At 68.0% G+C, this 17,235-nt stretch carries 20 protein-coding genes and 2 pseudogenes; 7 read left to right on the forward strand and 15 right to left on the reverse strand.

Features of this window, described 5'->3' with window-relative positions:
* Positions 1–119 precede the first annotated feature (119 nt).
* Positions 120–1,091, forward strand: coding sequence for an SDR family oxidoreductase (locus ACTMTB_RS28465; protein WP_441149255.1), 972 nt, complete (start codon positions 120–122; stop codon positions 1,089–1,091).
* A 267-nt stretch (positions 1,092–1,358) separates the two neighbouring features.
* Positions 1,359–1,793, forward strand: coding sequence for an NUDIX domain-containing protein (locus ACTMTB_RS28470; protein WP_441149256.1), 435 nt, complete (start codon positions 1,359–1,361; stop codon positions 1,791–1,793).
* A 221-nt stretch (positions 1,794–2,014) separates the two neighbouring features.
* Here ACTMTB_RS28470 and ACTMTB_RS28475 read toward each other — a convergent pair whose 3' ends face one another.
* The 4 genes from ACTMTB_RS28475 to ACTMTB_RS28490 all read right to left on the reverse strand — a co-directional run bounded on the left by ACTMTB_RS28475 (position 2,015) and on the right by ACTMTB_RS28490 (position 5,644).
* Positions 2,015–2,446 (reverse strand): RidA family protein, encoded by a 432-nt coding sequence (locus ACTMTB_RS28475; protein ID WP_357615585.1) that lies wholly within the window; start codon positions 2,444–2,446, stop codon positions 2,015–2,017.
* Positions 2,447–2,555: 109 nt separating this feature from the next.
* Positions 2,556–3,068 (reverse strand): tyrosine-type recombinase/integrase, encoded by a 513-nt coding sequence (locus ACTMTB_RS28480; protein ID WP_441149257.1) that lies wholly within the window; start codon positions 3,066–3,068, stop codon positions 2,556–2,558.
* Positions 3,069–3,272: 204 nt separating this feature from the next.
* Complete coding sequence (locus ACTMTB_RS28485; RefSeq protein WP_441149258.1) at positions 3,273–5,009, reverse strand: SMI1/KNR4 family protein; 1,737 nt, start codon at positions 5,007–5,009, stop codon at positions 3,273–3,275.
* Entirely contained in the window at positions 4,907–5,644 is a 738-nt protein-coding gene (locus ACTMTB_RS28490) for a phosphotransferase family protein (protein WP_441149259.1), read from the reverse strand. The genes ACTMTB_RS28485 and ACTMTB_RS28490 overlap by 103 nt, the downstream gene beginning before the upstream one ends.
* Positions 5,645–5,701: 57 nt before the next feature.
* On the opposite strand from ACTMTB_RS28490, the pseudogene ACTMTB_RS28495 reads away from it, so the two are divergent.
* Positions 5,702–5,989 (forward strand): annotated as a pseudogene (locus ACTMTB_RS28495) (hypothetical protein); the annotation flags it as partial.
* Positions 5,990–6,192: 203 nt separating this feature from the next.
* Here the strand turns inward: ACTMTB_RS28495 and ACTMTB_RS28500 are convergent.
* Positions 6,193–6,699 carry a MarR family winged helix-turn-helix transcriptional regulator gene (locus ACTMTB_RS28500; RefSeq protein ID WP_441149260.1) on the reverse strand — a complete coding sequence of 169 codons (507 nt, stop codon included), beginning with the start codon at positions 6,697–6,699 and terminating at the stop codon, positions 6,193–6,195.
* 125 nt (positions 6,700–6,824) lie between these two features.
* Between ACTMTB_RS28500 and ACTMTB_RS28505 the strand changes: the two are divergent.
* Together ACTMTB_RS28505 and ACTMTB_RS28510 are read left to right on the forward strand one after the other, a co-directional pair.
* Positions 6,825–7,799 (forward strand): annotated as a pseudogene (locus ACTMTB_RS28505) (alkene reductase); the annotation flags it as partial.
* 108 nt (positions 7,800–7,907) lie between these two features.
* Positions 7,908–8,819, forward strand: a complete 912-nt coding sequence (locus ACTMTB_RS28510; protein WP_441149328.1) for an NADP-dependent oxidoreductase — start codon at positions 7,908–7,910, stop codon at positions 8,817–8,819.
* Positions 8,820–9,145: 326 nt separating this feature from the next.
* Here ACTMTB_RS28510 and ACTMTB_RS28515 read toward each other — a convergent pair whose 3' ends face one another.
* Both ACTMTB_RS28515 and ACTMTB_RS28520 read right to left on the reverse strand, forming a co-directional pair.
* Positions 9,146–9,319 (reverse strand): hypothetical protein, encoded by a 174-nt coding sequence (locus ACTMTB_RS28515; protein WP_441149261.1) that lies wholly within the window; start codon positions 9,317–9,319, stop codon positions 9,146–9,148.
* A complete protein-coding gene (locus ACTMTB_RS28520) occupies positions 9,316–9,534 on the reverse strand; it encodes a flavin reductase (RefSeq protein WP_441149262.1) in 219 nt (72 codons plus the stop codon). Before ACTMTB_RS28520 ends, ACTMTB_RS28515 begins: the two co-directional genes overlap by 4 nt.
* Positions 9,535–9,856: 322 nt before the next feature.
* Here ACTMTB_RS28520 and ACTMTB_RS28525 point away from each other — a divergent pair, with 322 nt between their 5' ends.
* Positions 9,857–10,258 carry a GntR family transcriptional regulator gene (locus ACTMTB_RS28525; RefSeq protein ID WP_441149263.1) on the forward strand — a complete coding sequence of 134 codons (402 nt, stop codon included), beginning with the start codon at positions 9,857–9,859 and terminating at the stop codon, positions 10,256–10,258.
* A 171-nt stretch (positions 10,259–10,429) separates the two neighbouring features.
* Here ACTMTB_RS28525 and ACTMTB_RS28530 read toward each other — a convergent pair whose 3' ends face one another.
* The 8 genes from ACTMTB_RS28530 to ACTMTB_RS28565 form a co-directional block, all read right to left on the reverse strand.
* Positions 10,430–10,717 (reverse strand): hypothetical protein, encoded by a 288-nt coding sequence (locus tag ACTMTB_RS28530; RefSeq protein WP_441149264.1) that lies wholly within the window; start codon positions 10,715–10,717, stop codon positions 10,430–10,432.
* Between the two features lie 327 nt (positions 10,718–11,044).
* Positions 11,045–11,473 (reverse strand): hypothetical protein, encoded by a 429-nt coding sequence (locus ACTMTB_RS28535; RefSeq protein ID WP_441149265.1) that lies wholly within the window; start codon positions 11,471–11,473, stop codon positions 11,045–11,047.
* Positions 11,474–11,670: 197 nt separating this feature from the next.
* The gene (locus ACTMTB_RS28540; RefSeq protein WP_441149266.1) at positions 11,671–12,066 is read right to left on the reverse strand and encodes a hypothetical protein; all 396 of its coding nucleotides are present in this window, start codon (positions 12,064–12,066) and stop codon (positions 11,671–11,673) included.
* 232 nt (positions 12,067–12,298) lie between these two features.
* Entirely contained in the window at positions 12,299–12,910 is a 612-nt protein-coding gene (locus ACTMTB_RS28545) for a hypothetical protein (RefSeq protein WP_441149267.1), read from the reverse strand.
* Positions 12,911–13,322: 412 nt separating this feature from the next.
* A complete protein-coding gene (locus tag ACTMTB_RS28550) occupies positions 13,323–13,907 on the reverse strand; it encodes a hypothetical protein (protein WP_441149268.1) in 585 nt (194 codons plus the stop codon).
* 215 nt (positions 13,908–14,122) lie between these two features.
* Positions 14,123–14,383, reverse strand: a complete 261-nt coding sequence (locus ACTMTB_RS28555) for a hypothetical protein (RefSeq protein WP_441149269.1) — start codon at positions 14,381–14,383, stop codon at positions 14,123–14,125.
* Between the two features lie 234 nt (positions 14,384–14,617).
* Entirely contained in the window at positions 14,618–14,962 is a 345-nt protein-coding gene (locus ACTMTB_RS28560) for a hypothetical protein (protein ID WP_441149270.1), read from the reverse strand.
* Between the two features lie 189 nt (positions 14,963–15,151).
* The gene (locus ACTMTB_RS28565) at positions 15,152–15,406 is read right to left on the reverse strand and encodes a hypothetical protein (RefSeq protein WP_441149271.1); all 255 of its coding nucleotides are present in this window, start codon (positions 15,404–15,406) and stop codon (positions 15,152–15,154) included.
* A 271-nt stretch (positions 15,407–15,677) separates the two neighbouring features.
* Between ACTMTB_RS28565 and ACTMTB_RS28570 the strand changes: the two genes are divergently transcribed.
* Entirely contained in the window at positions 15,678–16,436 is a 759-nt protein-coding gene (locus ACTMTB_RS28570; RefSeq protein WP_441149272.1) for a hypothetical protein, read from the forward strand.
* Positions 16,437–17,235 lie beyond the last annotated feature (799 nt).

Here is a 17,235-nt window from a genome sequence, read left to right on the forward strand (position 1 = left end):
ACGGTCGGAGCACATCTCGTCCCCCGACGCCTGGACTCTTCGAGTCATACCCGCCACCGTTTTGCCCAGTATCACGGGCATATGTCCTACGGTGAGGGCTGGGACATGAGGGGGTTGTCATGCGGGTCCGGGATGCGGTCGTCGTGATCACTGGAGCTTCAAGCGGGATCGGACGGGCCACCGCCCTGGCCTTCGCCGACAAGGGCGCGGCGGTGGTGCTCGCCGCGCGGCGCGAGGAGGCCCTGGCGGAGGTCGCGGCTGAGTGCGCGCAGCGGGGCGCTCAGGCGTTGGTCGTACCGACCGACGTCACGGATCCGGTCGCGGTGGAAGCGCTGGGCCGGCGGGCGGCGGAGCGGTTCGGCCGCATCGACGTGTGGGTCAACAACGCCGCGGTTACCGTCTTCGGCCCATTCGAGGAGACGCCGCTGCAGGACATCCGGCGGGTGCTGGACGTGAACGTCATGGGATACGCGCACGGGGCACGCACCGCGCTGCCGTACCTGCGTGAGCAGGGGCAGGGCGTGCTGGTGAACGTCTCGTCGATCGTCGGGGTGGTGTCACAGCCCTACACCCACGCGTACGTCATGGCCAAGTTCGCGATCCGGGCGCTGAGCGCCAGCCTTCGGCAGGAACTGCGGCTGACCGGGCCGCGCGGGGTGCACGTCTGCGCCGTCCTACCGGCGACCATCGACACCCCGCTGTTCCAGCACGGGGCCAACTACACCGGTCGCAAGGCGCTCGCGATGCCGCCGGTGTACCCGCCGGAGCGCGTCGCCCGTACCATCGTCAACCTGGTCCGCAGCCCACGGCGAGAGGTCATCGTCGGGCCGGCAGGGCGGATGATGGTGATGCAATCGAAGCTGACGCCCGGGCTGATCGAACGCATGCTGGCCCGGCAGGTCGACAAGGCGCATCTGTCGCGCGACGAGCCTGCCCCGGCGACCTCCGGCAATGTTTTCTCACCCGCGCCCGGCGCCGGTTCAGTCGACGGCGGCTGGGGTGGTCGCCGGCGTACGGCGACGCGACGCCTGGTCGCGGCCGCCCTCCTTACGACGGCCGCTGTGGCGGGTGCCCGCCGATGGCGGCGATGAGCGGCTGGAACGCTCCCGAGCTGAGCGCACCCTCCAGCACCTGGATATCCACGCCGGCAACATAGCTGATCGAGAACATCGACCCGCGGGGCGCACACCACCGCCTCCGGCCGCGCCACCTCGTCGACGATCACCGGCACAACGCCAGGCGAGTTTCTGGCGGCTGTAGCTGCTCGGGCGGGGCTCCAGGACAGCGGCAGATCCGGACGTCTGGGTGTCCCCTTTGGCTGGAGCGAGCTTGTCCTATCCCTGTGCTCTAATCCCGTCATGCATGTCGTCGTCACAGGCGCACTCGTTGAAAACGGCGCGGTCCTGCTAGTACACCGCAGCCCGACCCGCCGGGCATACCCAGATCTCTGGGATCTGCCCGGGGGGCATGTCGAAGCGGGTGAGTCGGAACTACAAGCCCTCGCGCGTGAGATGCGCGAGGAGCTCGGTGTTCACATTGTGGCGGAGTCCGCTTCACGGTTGGGCGACTGGCATGCCGGCAGTGGTGAGGACGCCGTTCACGTGGGCGTCTGGCAAATTGGAGACTGGGTCGGCTCTCCCACCAACCGTGAACTTGACGAGCATGACGACATCGCATGGGTCGGGATCAGCGAGCTGGGCGGCCTTCCCCTGCTGTTCGGCGACTTGGCGGCATTGCTTCGTTCTCTGCCTGAGCCTGAGTGCGCCCGCAGGCACTCAGACGTCACCGACTGACACCAGGACGACCGAGGAACCAAGGCCGACTGTCGTGCATGTGCTGGGACGGATTCGTCAAGCAGGTGGTAGGACTAGACACGCGCGCTGCGTCCGGTGTCCTCCGTCGACCGATGCGCAACACTCGTCCGCCAGCTGATCTGCGACACCTCCGCGCGCTGATCGCGGCAGATCAGGATACTGGCGCGGCACGATTCGAGACACGGATCCGCACGACCGCCTCACGGTCCTTCGTGAGTAACGGAGTCTCTCGGGTCGGTTGTTGCCACGACGGCGTCGACCTCGAACTCCACCAACCACTCTGGATCGATGAAACGCGATACTTCTACGAAGGTGCAGGCCGGTCGTACCTGAGAGAACCGTTCGCCATGTGCGCGCGCCGCATCTCGCCAACGGGCGATGTCAACAAGCATGACCCTGGTTCTGATGACATCTGCCAGCGTTGCACCGGCCTCGCGCAGCGCTTGCTCGGCGATGTCCAGGCAACGCACGGATTGCGCGTACACATCTCCCGGACCGGCTGTGGCACCGTCATCCGCGATCGGCGCGGTGCCGGCCACGGATACGTACGGCCCTATCCGCACGGCGCGTGAGAAGCCGATCTCCGGTTCCAGCGGTGAACCTGAAGTCACCAAGCGGCGAAAAGAAGTCACGGTACAAGAGCATCGCAGAGCAGCGACCGCGCTGGGCGCCCGCGGTGCCTTGACCGCCCGTCGGCTCCACTGACGCTGCCACCCCGACTGGTTCATCCGCGTAACGCACTCAACTCGGCAAAGCCGCGAGCGGCTGGCTATGTCCCGGAGGCCATGTACGCGGCCAGGATGTAGTTGGGGTGCCGGTCGAGGTTCTTGCGGGCTCGGTCGTAGCGCATGGCGGGGCGGCGTGGCGGGCGGCGATCTGCACGTCGCGCAGGCTGACACCGGCGCCGAGCATGGTCGTCACGAACGTGTGGCGCAGCATGTGGGGATGCATCCTCGGCATCCGGATCCCTGCGGCCTGGGTCCGGTGCTTGAGCCGGCGGGTGGCGGCGTGCCGGTCCATCCGCACGCCGAGGGTGTGGCGCAGGATCGGCCCGCTGGCGCGGTCGTCAACGGCCCGGTCGAGGGCTCGGGCCACCGCGGGTGGAAGCGGGGCGAGCACGACCTTGCCACCTTTGCCACGCACGCGTAGTACCCGGTGGCCGTGCTCCTCGCCTAGGTCGGCGATATTCGACCCGCAGGCCTCGAAGATCCGCAAACCGGCCAATGAGGGTAGTCCGGGCAAGGTTTCAAGCACGCAGTGTTCTGTAGTGGCTAGGCATCCGACCATCGGCATGCTCGGCTGTGCCTCACCCGCTGGGCTGCCAACGCCCGACCAGCGGCGACGACGACCTTCGCAGGGCCGCGAGTCGGTACACCGCGTCGCGACCCTGGTTCGTGGCCCATCCGTGGTGGTCGGACGTACGCTTGCCGTCCAGCACTCGCTGCCGGCCCCGCCCGCTCACCGCTGCCCGGCGGCTCCTCGCAGCCAGTCGGCCCACTGGTCGGCTTCCTCCAGCCGGGCGAACCCGTTCAGTGCCGCGGCCGCCAGCCCAGCCGGCAGCGGACCGTGCTCGCGCAGTTCCCGCCACTGGGCCAGGTTGAGTTCCAGCACCCGGAGGCCGGGCAGGTCCGCGATCCGGTGCAGGTCGCTCACGTTGGCCCCGGACAGGTCGAGGTGGGCGAGGGCCGGCAGGCTGGCCAGCGCCCCGATCGTGACCGGGACGCGGGTGGCGAGCTTCAGTCCCCACAGGGTCGGATGCCCGCCGAGCGGCGGTAGGTCGATCTCGGCGGCGTCGATCGACAGCCACTCGACCGGCACGCCGGGCGACACGGCCGCCGTGACCGCTGTCGCACGGTTGATCGAGACGCTGCGCAGGCGGCGGAGCGGCGCGAGTTCCGCCAGATGGAGGGCTGCCCCTTCGTTGAGGTAGAGCTCCTGCACGTCGAGTCCGGCGACGACGTCGGCGGTCCGCCGCTCGCCCACCCGCTCTGAGTGGCTGTACTGCGGATGGGCCGAGGCGCGCCGCGGAGTAGCGTCGTCCCGCAGCGCCCCGAGCACGTCGTGCAGCGCCGCCGTCACGGACTCGGCGACATACCCCGCCGGCCCGTAGAAGTCCCTGCCGTACTGGATGATCTGCCCAGAGGTTCCTTCCGGCCCGGGATCGAGGTCAACCATGCAGTAGTTGCCGCCCCAGTCGGTGCCGACCTTCACCCACCAGTCGTTGCGGGACACCCGCCGCACTCGGCCTGGCGGGTGCGCCTCGTAGACGACCGGGAACACCGCGAACAGATCATCGGAACCCAGGGCGGCTCCGGACCCGCCGTCCAAGTGCTCCGCCACCACGGCCTTCAACGGCAGCAGTGCTCCCGCGCCGAGCAGCCCGCACTCCTCATCGTTGGACACGGTGCGGTACAGGGCCCGAAGGTCCTCGGGCAGCCGCAGGCCCATGGCCGCCTCGGCGGCGCGGATGTCCTCTTCCGAATGCCCGGCGCCGAGGTCAGGCGTGCGCCCCGTCTTCCGCATGTACTCGGTCACGAAGTCCGCGACGAGGGCGCGGATGGTGGCGAGGACCTCCGGGTCGGTGGGCCGGTCGGTGACCGCGACACCGGGCGGCGCCGGCATCGGCGAGACCGGGTGGTTGGGGTGTCGGTAGTCGGGGTCGAGCACCAGCCGCACCGGCGCCACTGTGGGCAGGTCGAAGGTGTACCGCAGCTCGGCGCGTCCGGCCCCGTCGCGAGCAAGTTCGACGACGATTGGGCGGTCCTCCCCGTCCGGGCGCAGCACCTCGTCCACCCGGCGGAGCAGGTCGTGCATGGTGAACCCGGTGTTTGCGAACGTCGACCGCCCTGCGGCATCGAACGTGTGCAGCGAGCTGCCGGCCCCGGGGCGGTGACACCCTTGCAGGACCGCCACGCCGGTGCCGGCCAACGCCGACGCCATCTCTCCCACCAGCCCCTGCAGATCCACCATCGCCGATTCCCTCCCCATGATCCACGAACAAGATAGCGACGCACTGTTCTCGGCATGATCGGACGGCACCACAACATGCGCAGATCGCGAACGGCACTCGTGGCAGGCGGGCTCGTGCAGCCTCACAGCCGGGATTTCAGCACGTCGACCTCGCAGCCTGGCGCGGCCGGGTCGAAGCCGTGTTCTACCAGCCAGCGGATCGCCAGCAGGCTTCGCAACGACCACCACGCGCGGATGACGTCGAGGTCGACGTCGGTGCCGTAGCCGGCGAGGACGTCGCCGAGGTGCTCCTCATGCCCGAGCGTCAAGATGGCGAGGTCGTACAGGGCATCGCCCTGGCCCGCCTCCGACCAGTCGAGCACGCCGGTGATCTCGTCGTCGTCGACGAACACATGGGCGATCTGCAGGTCGCCGTGCATGAACACCGGAGTCCACGGCCGAAGCGCAGCCTCGGCAACCCGGCGGTTGCACGTGACCAGGTCAGCGGGAAGGACGTCGTTCGTGACGAGCCAGTGGCACTCACCGTCGAGGCGCGACGCCAACTCGTCGAGGCGGCGACCGGGCCAGGGCGGCAACGGCGCGTCGTGCAGCATCCGTGCGGCGGCACCGGCCGCAGCCCACGCCGCCGAAGACGCGGTCGACGGCTCGCCGAGGCGGCCGAGCGCCCTCCCGGAAAGGGCGGCGAGCGCGAGCACGGGCGGCTTCCGCCACAGGATCTCCGGAGTAGGGATCGGCGCCATAGCCATCGCCTCGACCTCGGCATCGGCGCGACTCTGATCAGCGTCGATCTTCAGGAACACGTCACCGACGCGCAGGGTCGCGCGCTCGTGATGGGCGACGACGACCTCGACCTCTTCCACGTCGGCCAGTGTCGCGGAGATGACCACCGACGTCACCGGTCTATTGCGCGCGACTACCGCGGCTACGACCACGACAAGTACCGGCGCCTCGTCCGCGCCCGTGGGATCACCCCGGTCATCGCCCGCCGCGGCACCGACCACGGCTCCGGACTCGGCCAACGGCGCTGGGTCGCTGAACGCAGCTTCGCCTGGCTGCACGCCTTCAAACGACTCCGCATCCGCCACGAGCGCCGCGCCGAACTCAAACTGAAACGATCTCTTAAGCGTGAAGTGCTGGTTGGTGCGGAAGTCGGTGCCAGCCGCATGAGCGGCCGTGGCGCGCCAACGTCTTGGCGGGGAAGCTGAGGTGGTCGGCAACCGCCGCCCGGCTGCTGGCCACGGCCACGTGCAGGTGGAGCAGTCCCGGCCGCAGGCCACCGACCACCGGTCCCCGCGTCAGGCAGCCGGGCGCGGGGACCGGCTGCCCTGCAGACCAGTACCAGCAGTCCGACCTGGCAACGGACATGATGTTGCTGTCCGCGCCGTGGCACGTCGCTGGCCCTGACGACTCAACCTCGCTGACGGCCGGCGCCGCGCTCGTGGTTCGGTTCGTGCGCCGTGAGGTTGTCCTCGAGTTGGTGCATGACCCGGAGCGCTTCACGCTGTTCAGCCGGGGTCATGTCGCCGACCGTACGGCGTTCGAGGTCTTCCCAGATGCGTTCCACCTGCTTGCGGAGGACGAGGCTGGCCGGGGTGGGTTCGACGCGGGTGGCGCGGCGGTCGTCGGGGTCGGGGACGCGGCGTACGTAGCCGGCCCGTTCGAGGCGCTGCACGGTGCGGGTCATGCTGGCCGAGTCGGTGTCGAACTCGTCGGCGAGGTCGGTCTGGCGCTGCGGCCCCGACTCCCACAGTCGCTTCATCAGCAGTTCCTGGCCGGGGTGGAGCCCGACATCGCGGAGCAGTTGGCCGGCGAGCATTCGGTGGGTGCGGGCCAGCCGGAAGATCGCGTGGCTGATCGGCCCGCCCGCCGCGACGCCGGGCGGCTGCCGCTCGACCGGCACGTCCTCTGCGCTCATGCCTACCAGATTAGCTGTTCGGGTCAGATGTGGCAGCAGTCACCTGCTGCTACAAGAAATATTTCGGCTGTACCGAGCATTTACCTGTCTAGGACAGCTAATCTGACGTCGACGGGAGTTGCCACATGTCCAGAGCATTCGAACCAGTCACCATCGGCCGCCACACGGCCGGCAGCCGGGTGGTGATGGCCCCGATGACCCGCAGTCGGGCGTACGGGCCCGGAACCAGCCCGACGGAGCTGATGGCGACCTACTACGCCCAGCGCGCTGGCGCGGGGCTGATCATCACCGAGGGCATCCAGCCGTCGGCGGTCGGGCAGGGCTACCCGGACACCCCGGGGCTGCACACCGCCGAGCAGGTCGCGGCCTGGCGGCCGGTGACCACGGCGGTGCACGATCGCGGCGGGCTGATCTTCGCGCAGCTCATGCACACCGGCCGAATCGGCCACCCCAGCGTCTACGAGCAGGAGCTGACGCCGGTCGGCCCGTCGCCGGTGAAGGCGGCCGGCACGGTGTTCACCCGAGACGGCTTGAAGGAGTTCGTCACCCCGCGGCCGCTGGACCGCGCCGGCATCGCGCAGACCATCGACGCCTTCGCCGCAGCGGCCCGCAACGCCGTCGCCGCCGGCTTTGACGGGGTGGAGTTGCACGGCGCCAACGGGTACCTGCCGCACCAGTTCCTCTCCACCAACGCCAACCAGCGCGACGACGAGTGGGGCGGCAGCGTCGCCGGACGCATCCGGCTCACTGTCGAGGTTGCGCAGGCCGTCGCCGACGCGATCGGCGCCGACCGAGTCGGGCTGCGCATCTCCCCCGCCAACCCCTACAACGACATCGTCGAGGAGGGGCACCGGGAGACGTACGTGGCGCTGCTCGGCGCGCTCGACCGGCTCGGCCTCGCCTACCTGCACGTCGCCGAGGGACCGGACACGGAGTTCACCGGCCACCTGCGCCGGCGGTGGAATGGTCCGCTGATCCTCAACCCGTACACACCCGGCGCGTACACCGGGCCGGAGGCGCTCAAGCTCGTCGAGACCGGCGCCGCCGACCTGGTCTCCTTCGGCGCACTCTTCCTGGCCAACCCGGACCTGCCCGACCGGCTCAGCACCGGCGGTCCCTTCAACGTCCCCGACTACGGCAGGGCCTACGGCGGCGACCACCGCGGCTACACCGACTACCCCACTCTCACCGACGACAAGGAGACAGCGATGAAGGCCATCACACTCGACACGTTCGGCGGCCCCGACGTGCTGCACATCGCCGAGGTGCCGCTGCCGGCGCCAGGGCCGGGCCAGATTCGGGTCCAGGTCCGCGCCGCCGGGGTCAACCCCCTCGACGGCAAGATCCGCAGCGGCGCGATGGAGGCGCTCTTCCCGACCCCGCTGCCTGCCGTACTCGGCATCGAACTGGCCGGGGTGGTGGACGCGCTCGGCGACGGCGTGACCGATGTCGCCGTTGGCGACCGCGTTTTCGGCTGGGCCGACGCGCCGACCGGCTCGTACGCCGAGTACGCCCTCGCCGCCACGTACGCCCGGCTCCCCCACGGCCTGGACTTCCCCGCGGCGGTGACCCTGCCGGTAGCGGTCGAGACCACCAATCGCGTGCTCCACCAGCTCAAGGTCACGCCCGGGGAGACCCTGCTCGTGCACGGCGCGAGCGGTGCCGTGGGCCAGGTCGCCGTGCAGATCGCCATCTCCCGCGGAGCCACGGTGATCGGCACCGCCAGCGAGAAGAACCAGGATCGCGTACGCGCCCTCGGCGCCGTCCCGACCGTCTACGGCCCGGGCCTGGTCGACCGGGTACGCGCCCTCGCCCCCAACGGCGTCGACGCGGTGCTCGACACCGCCGGCAAGGACGCCCTGCCCGACTCGATCGAGCTACGCGGCGGCACCGACCGCATCATCACCCTCGCCGACCCCGACGCGCACCGCCTCGGTGTCGCCTTCGCCACCGGCCCGGACCAGCGCTCCGCCAGCGATCTCGCCGCCTTCGCCGACCAGCTGGTTCGAGGCGAGGTGAGCACGAACGTCGCGGCGGTCTACACGTTCTCTCAGGCCGCCGAGGCACACCAGCTCAGCGACGGCGGCCACGCCGGCGGCAAGGTGGTCCTGGTTCCCTGATCCGTTACGGACGCCGCTGTTCGTCCATACGGGAGGATGCCGCCTAACCGGGCGAGTTCCGCGCATCCGAGGCCCATATTCCCAATCCGCTCCCAATTTAGGGGGCAACAGCGCGGAAGCCCGTTACCGGCCGAACCGGTGACGGGCTTCCTACCTACGTATATCTATGGTGGGCGATACTGGGATCGCACCAGTGACCTCTTCGGTGTGAACTCTCGGCGAGGCGGCCGGTTCGGGCTTGATGCGAGGTCAGACGGCCTGCTGAGGCTCTTGTCGGCTCGGTTTGGCTGGCACGGTTGCTGTACTTCGCTGCTGTACTGCTGGCATCACACGAGGCGCAGGATGCGGACCTTCGGGCGCTCGTTCTTGAGGTGGCCATGCTTGTGCTGGCGGACCTGCTCGTCCCAGACCTCCTGGTCGTAGTCCGGGTCCGGTGGGATCCATCGGTGGGAGCCGTCGCTGTAGTGGAACTTCTCGTCACCGGTCCGAAGGATGCTCATCGGGTCCAGCCAAGGAAGCGGTGGTGCAGGTGGCCGGCGGGGACGTGGGCCAGATCCTGGGCGGCGTCGACGAGCTGGGCGGCCAGGTAGAGGGCCAGTGATACCGGGGCGTGGCCGTACTCGGCTCGGAGCTCCCGGCGCCGGGTCTGGCAGGGCCACTCCCCCGCGCAGCCGCCGCACGTCCAGGCCGGCTTGATCGGATGATGAATGGTCATCACAGGCCGTCCTGGCTGGGCCAGTGGCCGCGGTTGATCGGAATGCGGTGACGGTTTCTGCAGGGCAGGTTCGCGCCGCAGCGGCAGATGCGCCGCCAATGCCGCCATGACCAGACCGGCCGGTGCCGTCGGGCCAAGGTCAAGGCGACGGCGAACAGGTACTCGTCGTACGAGACACGTGGCACTAGGCCCCCTGAAGCATGAAGTCGATGGCAAGCATCCGGTCCGGATCTGACTCCCGGGCTGCCCTGACGTCACCGTAACGACGTAGGACTGTAGATACAATAAGATGTAGAGCTGTTGGACACGTAGCGTCACAGCCGTGATCGACCCGAGCGCAGACCGCGCCGTGTTCCGGCAGCTCGCAGACCTCCTGCGAGACCGGATCACCTCTGGCGACCTCGCGCCCGGCGCATCGCTGCCGAGCGAGCTCCGGCTAGCTCAGGAGTACGGGCTGAGCCGCACAAGCGTCCGACAGGCGATAGCGTTACTCCGGTCGGAAGGGCTCGTGATCGTGGAACCGCCGCGCGGCACGTTCGTTCGCGCCCTGGAGCCGACCGAAACGGTGACCCTGCTCAAGGGCGACACGGCCTCCGCCCGGATGCCTACCCCGGCGGAGCGACGCGAGCTGGAAATTGGCGAGGGCGTCCCAGTCATCGTGATCTTCCGCGCCGACGGCTCCCGCGAGACGTACGCCGCCGACCGCATCCGCATCGGCCGCTGACCTACGCATTGCGAGTGGGTCGCGGCCTGCTGATCGTCGCGGTCCTGGTCCTCTTGGACCTGCGCCTCAAGTTTGCCGGCGTCCGCTGCTGTTCGGTGGCTTGGCTGCTCCGATGGCTGCTCGGCCGAAGTGCCGCCCAGCCAGGGGCCGGCGCGGGCGGTGCGATGACGTTCAGTCAAGCGCTCTGTACTCAGCCGGCGGTTCAACAAGTTCCGGGCGCTGGATCCAGTACCTCTCCCCGTAGATCTTCAGTATCGCCCAGTGCCATGCTTCGTCATGGAAGACGAGTCCTCGGTACGGTGCATCGCTCGCCTCGAAGGGGTACCGCTGCACGGTCGCGGCCTCGGCCTGGGTTGCGTTGAGACCCCCGTAACGCTGCATCACCCACGCAAAGCGTCGGCGCTCGTCGTCCAGGTACTGGACATACTCGTCCTCGCTCCAGTCCGCCCAGTCCGCCATGTCTGTAGCCTAGGATCCCGATCCTCGCAGTCTTCGAGCCATAGCCCCAGCTTGAGCTGCTCAAATGGTGAGAGCCCACTTGGTCCTCATCGTCCACGCACGGCGGCACGCGATAGGTCCGACCCCTCGTTTGTAAGTTCTGAGCGCTTCGTCTGGCGGGGTCCGTCCGCATCCGCGACCTCGGGCTACTGTCCGCGCCCGGCAGTCGGCGACTGTCCTCGTGCCGCTTCGTTGCTGTCACCGTTGCTGTCGACAGCCACGCCACGTGGTGGGCGGGGGTGCCAACGTTCCTCGAACCAGCCCTGACCGCACCAGTCGACGGCCTACTTAGCGCCTCGGCGAGTCGCGTTCCAGGCGCTCCAAGTCGCGCTCCCAAACGGCGATCAGCCCTTCGCTGATGGCGTCGTCGGTGACGCCCCTGCGTATCCAACCGATGTCGCGGTCGTCGTAGCGAAGCGCAAACACCAGTCCCAGGTCGCCTGAGATCTCCTCCAGCCACGCCACCAGCCACCGGACCTCGGCGAAGAGCCGCTGCTCCATTGCAGGCGTCACCCATGGTCCCGGCGCTAGAAAAGCGTGCGTGAGTCCGATCTGGCGCGTGCCATCCGGGCCGACCTCGTCGAACGCTGCCGTGCTCTCGCCAACCCAGCTCAGCCTGCCGCAAGCGCTCTCGTAGGCCTGCAGGAAACGGCTAACGTCCCTGTCGTCGAGGTGTCCCTCGCTGTAGGCGATCAGCTCAACTATCGGCACGGGCATGATCCGATCCTAGGGACAGACAGGGCCTGCCGTCTGGACGACTGCGCCCGACCGCTAGCCAGCACTACCGACTGCTTGACCCCCAGGCAACCAACACAACCGCCCGACCTGCTCCCCCGCGACAGGTGAGCTGCGAGAACGGTCCTCCGGCGTCCACGGTTGTCCGCCGACGTCGGTCCCGGTCGTCACTCAGTTAGTCACCCGGTCACCGGGACCTCGTAGTCCCCACCCAAACCGGTGACCTCGTCACCCTGAGGGTCGTAGATGACCAGGCCGTACCGCTCCGCCAGGTCCAGAACGGCGTCTACCGCCTCGCCGCCCCGCGGTGAGTAGCTGATGTTCATGCTCACGTGGTCGATGCCGACACCGAGAGGTGCCGACATCCAGGGCGACTCCGGGTCGTACGGCGGATGATCCGGGAAGCGCGCACGCAGTTCCTCATAGAAGGAGACGATCCGCTGGTCAAGCTCACCGTCTCGGTGTTCCATGCCCCTGCAGTGATCGGCCATCTGCCGCACATCGTCTGCCGTAGCGGCAGGCTCGACCGACAGGACCACAAGATCAAAACTCACCGTTACATGCTCCTTGGCCATAAGCGGCTTCGTCGACCTCACCCCCCCCCCGTCAGGTTGGAAGGTGCCGCGCATCAGCTTGGGAATGACATGATCCGCGCAGCGAGTAGCTGCGTGGCTACCCACGACGAGCGCCAGCGCTGCGGGTGCCGGGCATGCTGGAGGCCGCTGTTGGCCCCTGTTCACCCCTTCATCGGGCACGGACCAGGCACGCCGGGGGTCGGGGCGGAGCCCCGAGGTCTTTAGGTTCCAACTAGTGAGTTCGCCAGTCCAGTGCGTCGAGCAGGGCCGCTGCCAGGGCCGACCGGCTTGTTGCACCGATTCCGTCCAGTGCCCTGTGCATAGCCTCCTCGGCGTCCCCGGACAGTTCCTGCGGACCCAGCATCGGCAGCATCAGGATGAGCCGCTGCGCCCAGGTCAGCCGCTCATCCGGCAGCGCCGCGGCGGCGAGCAGCTCCGCCCAGGTCATCGCGGACGTGAACCCGTGGCCCTCGACCGAGGTGACCACCTCTGCTGGCCAGCCCGGCCGCTCCTCCACAAAGTCGAGCCCCGCCTCATCCTCGACGTTGCGGTACACGATCCGTAGCCACACTTCTCCGTCGAGCCGCACCGAGGCGACCGGCCAGCGCTCCGGGTCGTCGAGGACGCCACACATCGCGTGGTAATCAGCGGCCTGCACCTCGAAGGCGGCCTCCGACTCCGGGTAGGCACCCAGCGGTCCCGACAGGTAGTGCAACCAGAAGGCGGGGTATCCCACCACGTCATCTGCCGCGTACACCGTTGCGTCGCACTCGCTGTCGTAATCGGGCGGTGCCATGGTGGTATAGCCGGGGATCGTGAACGCGGGTCCGATGGTCAGCGACATGGCCCGCATTCAACACGAGACCAGACCGAGATCATCCGCGCTGCGGTCCCCGATTTCGTCAACGACTCTGAGCCACATCATCGTCCGTCAGCGTGGCCGGGCGGCCCGGCCGATGCCGGCCGGAGGTCGCCAGCAGGCCGGGGCCGGGCCGGCGCGGCGGCGCCTTGCTGGCCGCCTTGACGACTCAAGAGCGGAACTCGGCAAGATGCCGCTGTTAGGGCTCGCGACTCGTTCGGTGTGAAAGAACTATCAGCTGCCGATGAGCTGCGAGAGCAGCGGGGCTGAGCTGGTCGAACGGTCCATCGGCGTCCATGGACGTCCAGCCTTGCTCGCGTCCGTCGTCACCCAGTTGGTCACTCACGACAGTGTCGTTTCACGCTATCTTGTGGCCCATATGTGCCCGCCCCTTCGGTTACGCCGAGGCAATCCACGGGTGCCCGGGCACCGGAATGCCGTGCAGGCTGCTGGGGTCGACGCTCCATCGCGCGGCCAGCGCCATCACCGTCTCCTCGTCCGGCCGCGGCCAGCTTCCGTCCTCGTCGCTCCACGGCTCGTCCTCGTCGTCGGCGGTCTCCGCCCTAACCTCCCGCTCCTCGGCCGTGGCCTCTCCCACGTCGAACAGGACCTCACCTCGCTCGCCGAGGTACGCGAACGCCCGCTCCACGACGCCGCTCCTGGCGCGCCCCCAACATTGGTAGCCGACGACTCGATGGGTGCCGAAGTACTGCACCTCACCGAGCAGGCGGCTCAGTCCGGCGAGCCAGTCGACGAATCGCTCGTCCTCCGGGGCGGGCACCTCCCGCGAGGCGGCGAGCGTCCAACCGTCGAGCGACGGCGTCAGTAGCCAGTGGCCGTCGTACGCGGCCGCGACCGCATCCAGCCATGTGGCAGCGGTGAGAGCGTTGAGGTTCAGCGCCCCGGCGACAGCATCCGCATGCTGACCACGCACCGCGAGCCACTGAAGCTTGTAGCCGAACCCGATCGCCTTCTCATGCACCGGGTCATGGTAGGTGGCCGAGCAGCGGGGCGCGCAGGCGCGCGCAGCAGCCGAAACGGCTCATCGTCGGCCTCGTGCACAGGAAAGCCAGACTTCTTCCTCCCGAAGGAACTCCCGGGTTGCCTGTGCCAGCGTCAATAGGAGCGAGTGACTGCGGAGATGGTCCGCTGGCGTCCATGGTTGTCCGGCGATGGTGCTCACCGATCGTCACTCGGTTAGTCACCCAGCTCCGGGCTCTTGGGGTGCCTACGTCGGTGGTCGAAACGCCGAAGCCTGCGCTCGTACTGGCCGGCGTAGGAACGCTGCGCCCGATTCATCGCCCGCGCGTCTGGATCGCTGACCGCCTCGTAGTAGCACATCTCGGCCGGGTCCTGGTCCTCGTCAACCAGGCGCGCGAGCGCTTCACGGTCGCGCTCAATCGAGCCCGCAGCTCGTATGCGAGCCCGCCAGGCTATGCCCGTGGTGTCCTCCTCCACGTCATAGACCGTAGTGGTGTAGGGCCTAGACCGGTATCCGTTCCCCCACGTGGGACGGTCAGCTTGGGAATCGGGTTGATCCGCACCGTCGGTAGTCGCGCTGCCTGGCGAGTGAGCACGGAGCGTTCAGCTTGCGGCTGCCGGGGTGCCGCTGTGGGCCGGTGTTGACCGCTGCATCGGGCACGCATCGGGCACGGCGACCGCTTCGGTGCGGGCTCTCATCGTCACCGTCGGTCAGTTTCCGTATCCCGGCAACCAGGGCAGCGAATCGACCTCGGCCACTCGCCCCTGCAGAACCATCCGGAACAGGTCCAGCATTTGGGGCCGCGAGTAGCCATCCATGTGCAGCGGGCCGCGGACTTCGTCGTGATCCTCCCAGATCACAAGCCCTCGGCTTCCCGCGAACGCCGACACGCTGTAGCCAGCCTCGTTATCGCTGATCCACACGTCAGGGTGCTCCGCGTCGTCGGCCTCTAGCTCCTCAAGCAGAACCCCAAGCTGGTCAACCGAAGAAGCCTCCTCGCCGCTTCCCCAACGATGCTGGATCGAGCAGCGAGACGCACTCGGAACGTCAGCCATGGCAGCAATCCTCGCCTACGCGGAGACTGCGGGCTGCCCCGGTGCCAACCACTTAGGCCCTGACGCCTTCGGTGTCAAAGAACCAGCCTGCTCCTGTGACCTGCGCTGGCAGCATGACTGACCTGCGGAAGCAGTCCGTAGTCGTCCTGACTCGTGCAGCCGCGTCCGCTCCCGTCGTCACCCAGGTTGTCACTCACCCGTCATGGGCCGCTCGCTCCCCTGGAGGCGTTCGCGAGCGGCTTCCAACCGCGCCTTGTAGTCCGGCATGAACAGCTCAGGCAGCGAGGTCTCCAAGGGACCGCTGATGCTGTACAACGCAGACCAGACGGCAGGGTCGTCGACCAGGCGATCGAACCCTTCCGTCCCTATGACGCGGTCGAGCCAGTCTGATAGCACCAGCGCCTGGTCGTGGCTTAGCTCGATCGCAAAACGGTCCTCGGGCATGCCCAGACGGTAGCCAGTCGCTCGTCCAGACCAGAATCCGGCGTACAGGTCGACTCGTCCGTCGCCCACCAGGTCAGTCGCCGTCACACGGCGGCTGAGGGTTTGGCGCTGGGACGTCGTCCCCCTTATTGACTCGGCTACCGGGCGCGCAACGGGCACGTCGAGGAGGGACGGCAGCCCAAACTCGTGGTGTGCAGTCACGACGTGGTCAGGACGCCACCGCCTTCGTTTGCGCCGGCCTTCTATCCTCTGTTGAGGCATCGGAGGAATCTTGGTTGAAACGGACTTTTGGACTACGGGCGCCCAGACTATGCCCGTCCTGGCGCTGGCCATCGTCGTCGAGGCTCGGTCGATTTCTCAAAAATGGGTCCAGGGTGAGCGGCGTGTCTTCAAAAGCATCCAAGGGGCCATCTGGGCTGCTCCTTTATTCCTTTATGCCATTGCGATTCCTAAGTGTTTCGATGCCCTTGCCGGGAAGCCGGTAGATGAAGGCTGGACGTCACTTATCTCGTTCGCCGTGTCTCTTGGGGTTTCGGCACTGCTGATTAATCCGGCGCTAGAACTGTTGGTGCGGTCAAATGCTCGGGTTGTAGCCCACCTTCTCCGATTTCTCGCATCTCCTTCAAGTACATTTCAAATTCTGTGGCTGCGTCTCAAGGGTCGTCGGCAGCGCCAGAGAGTCCGCAAGAACCTTGAGCGCCTAGATAAGGCTGAGATTCTGCTCAGATCTCTCCGGTACCGCCTTGAGGAGGCTGGCGGATTACAAACCACCCAAGGCCGACAGGTCCTTGAGCAGCTCAATGATAAGTTGCAAGGCATCCCGTCCGTCAGGGCTGAGATCTTGCAATTCCAGGACGAAATGGAGTCAAGTCACAAAGAAATGAAGCAATCGCATTCAAAGTTGCGCGAGGGGCAACTTCGCAAATTGGAGGCGATTGTAGAGGGCGCGGAAAGTGCTGCAGTTGATTCATCCGAGAAAGCTTCTAAGGTAAGCGAAGGCAATGCCTCTTCCGAGGGCGTAGCCACCTAGCCATCCCGTCTGCCGTCGACCCGCCCTTCTGGGGAGCGGGCGGCCGCCTGGCCCGCCACGTCAAGCGGACCTTGACGGCTCGTACGGGCGCTGGCGGGTCAGGCGGTGGTCTGCTCGGCTCGCCCGGGTCGACGGCAGGCGGGATGGTTCCCACCGCAACCACCCACGGACAGTGACCCGCCGGCGGTGCCCCGGCCATCCTGGAGCCGGAGCGCCCCCGCCGGAGGCGCAGTAATCGCAACCCGCGACCGCCGCCAGCTCGCCGACGCGGCCGGCGTGCGCTCCCCTACGCCGCGCGGGCTCGTGGCCGCGCGGCCTGGCCGGCTGCCGGTCCATCACACCACCGGTCGACGACCTGTCGTTCTGCGGCGGCGGGGGCAGCGGGCCCCTCGGGCTTCTCGCTTCCGCGCCAGCCGCCGGGCGTGTTGCGAGGCCGGAGTCGGAGCGTCAGCGGAGCGACGGACGCGCGCCCAGGCGGCGGCGCGTGCGGCCCGTCAAGGGCCGCCTTGATAGACGTACAGAAAGTCCTCCCACACCGCCGGCAGCCGGCCGGCCCGCCTCGGCTCCGGGGATCACGGCGGGTTGACGTGTCGGCACCCGGTGCTACTCTGGCGCTCGTCGAGCACGCCAGCGCGGCCTTCCTGCCGAATCGCTGGACTCGACGTCGGAGATGCCGGTCGGCCTTCCTGCCGCTGATGCGGGCCACGTCCCGCCGGCTCTCGATCACACCGGCCGCCGTGCCGGTTCCCTGAATCCGCTGAGCGGCCCAGCACGGCCTTCTGCCGTACACGATGGCCCG

This window comes from Micromonospora sp. L32, from assembly GCF_052068055.1.
In the GTDB taxonomy this organism is placed as follows: Bacteria; Actinomycetota; Actinomycetes; order Mycobacteriales; family Micromonosporaceae; genus Micromonospora; species Micromonospora purpureochromogenes.

Coding starts and splice junctions, on each gene's coding strand:
- ACTMTB_RS28530 (WP_441149264.1), bottom strand. CDS start 10,717: ATGGCGGACTGGGCGGACTGGAGCGAGGACGAGTATGTCCAGTACCTG.
- ACTMTB_RS28520 (WP_441149262.1), bottom strand. CDS start 9,534: ATGACCATTCATCATCCGATCAAGCCGGCCTGGACGTGCGGCGGCTGC.
- ACTMTB_RS28545 (WP_441149267.1), bottom strand. CDS start 12,910: ATGTCGCTGACCATCGGACCCGCGTTCACGATCCCCGGCTATACCACC.
- ACTMTB_RS28465 (WP_441149255.1), top strand. CDS start 120: ATGCGGGTCCGGGATGCGGTCGTCGTGATCACTGGAGCTTCAAGCGGG.
- ACTMTB_RS28535 (WP_441149265.1), bottom strand. CDS start 11,473: ATGCCCGTGCCGATAGTTGAGCTGATCGCCTACAGCGAGGGACACCTC.
- ACTMTB_RS28515 (WP_441149261.1), bottom strand. CDS start 9,319: ATGAGCATCCTTCGGACCGGTGACGAGAAGTTCCACTACAGCGACGGC.
- ACTMTB_RS28560 (WP_441149270.1), bottom strand. CDS start 14,962: ATGGCTGACGTTCCGAGTGCGTCTCGCTGCTCGATCCAGCATCGTTGG.
- ACTMTB_RS28470 (WP_441149256.1), top strand. CDS start 1,359: ATGCATGTCGTCGTCACAGGCGCACTCGTTGAAAACGGCGCGGTCCTG.
- ACTMTB_RS28540 (WP_441149266.1), bottom strand. CDS start 12,066: ATGGCCAAGGAGCATGTAACGGTGAGTTTTGATCTTGTGGTCCTGTCG.
- ACTMTB_RS28510 (WP_441149328.1), top strand. CDS start 7,908: ATGAAGGCCATCACACTCGACACGTTCGGCGGCCCCGACGTGCTGCAC.
- ACTMTB_RS28500 (WP_441149260.1), bottom strand. CDS start 6,699: ATGAGCGCAGAGGACGTGCCGGTCGAGCGGCAGCCGCCCGGCGTCGCG.
- ACTMTB_RS28565 (WP_441149271.1), bottom strand. CDS start 15,406: ATGCCCGAGGACCGTTTTGCGATCGAGCTAAGCCACGACCAGGCGCTG.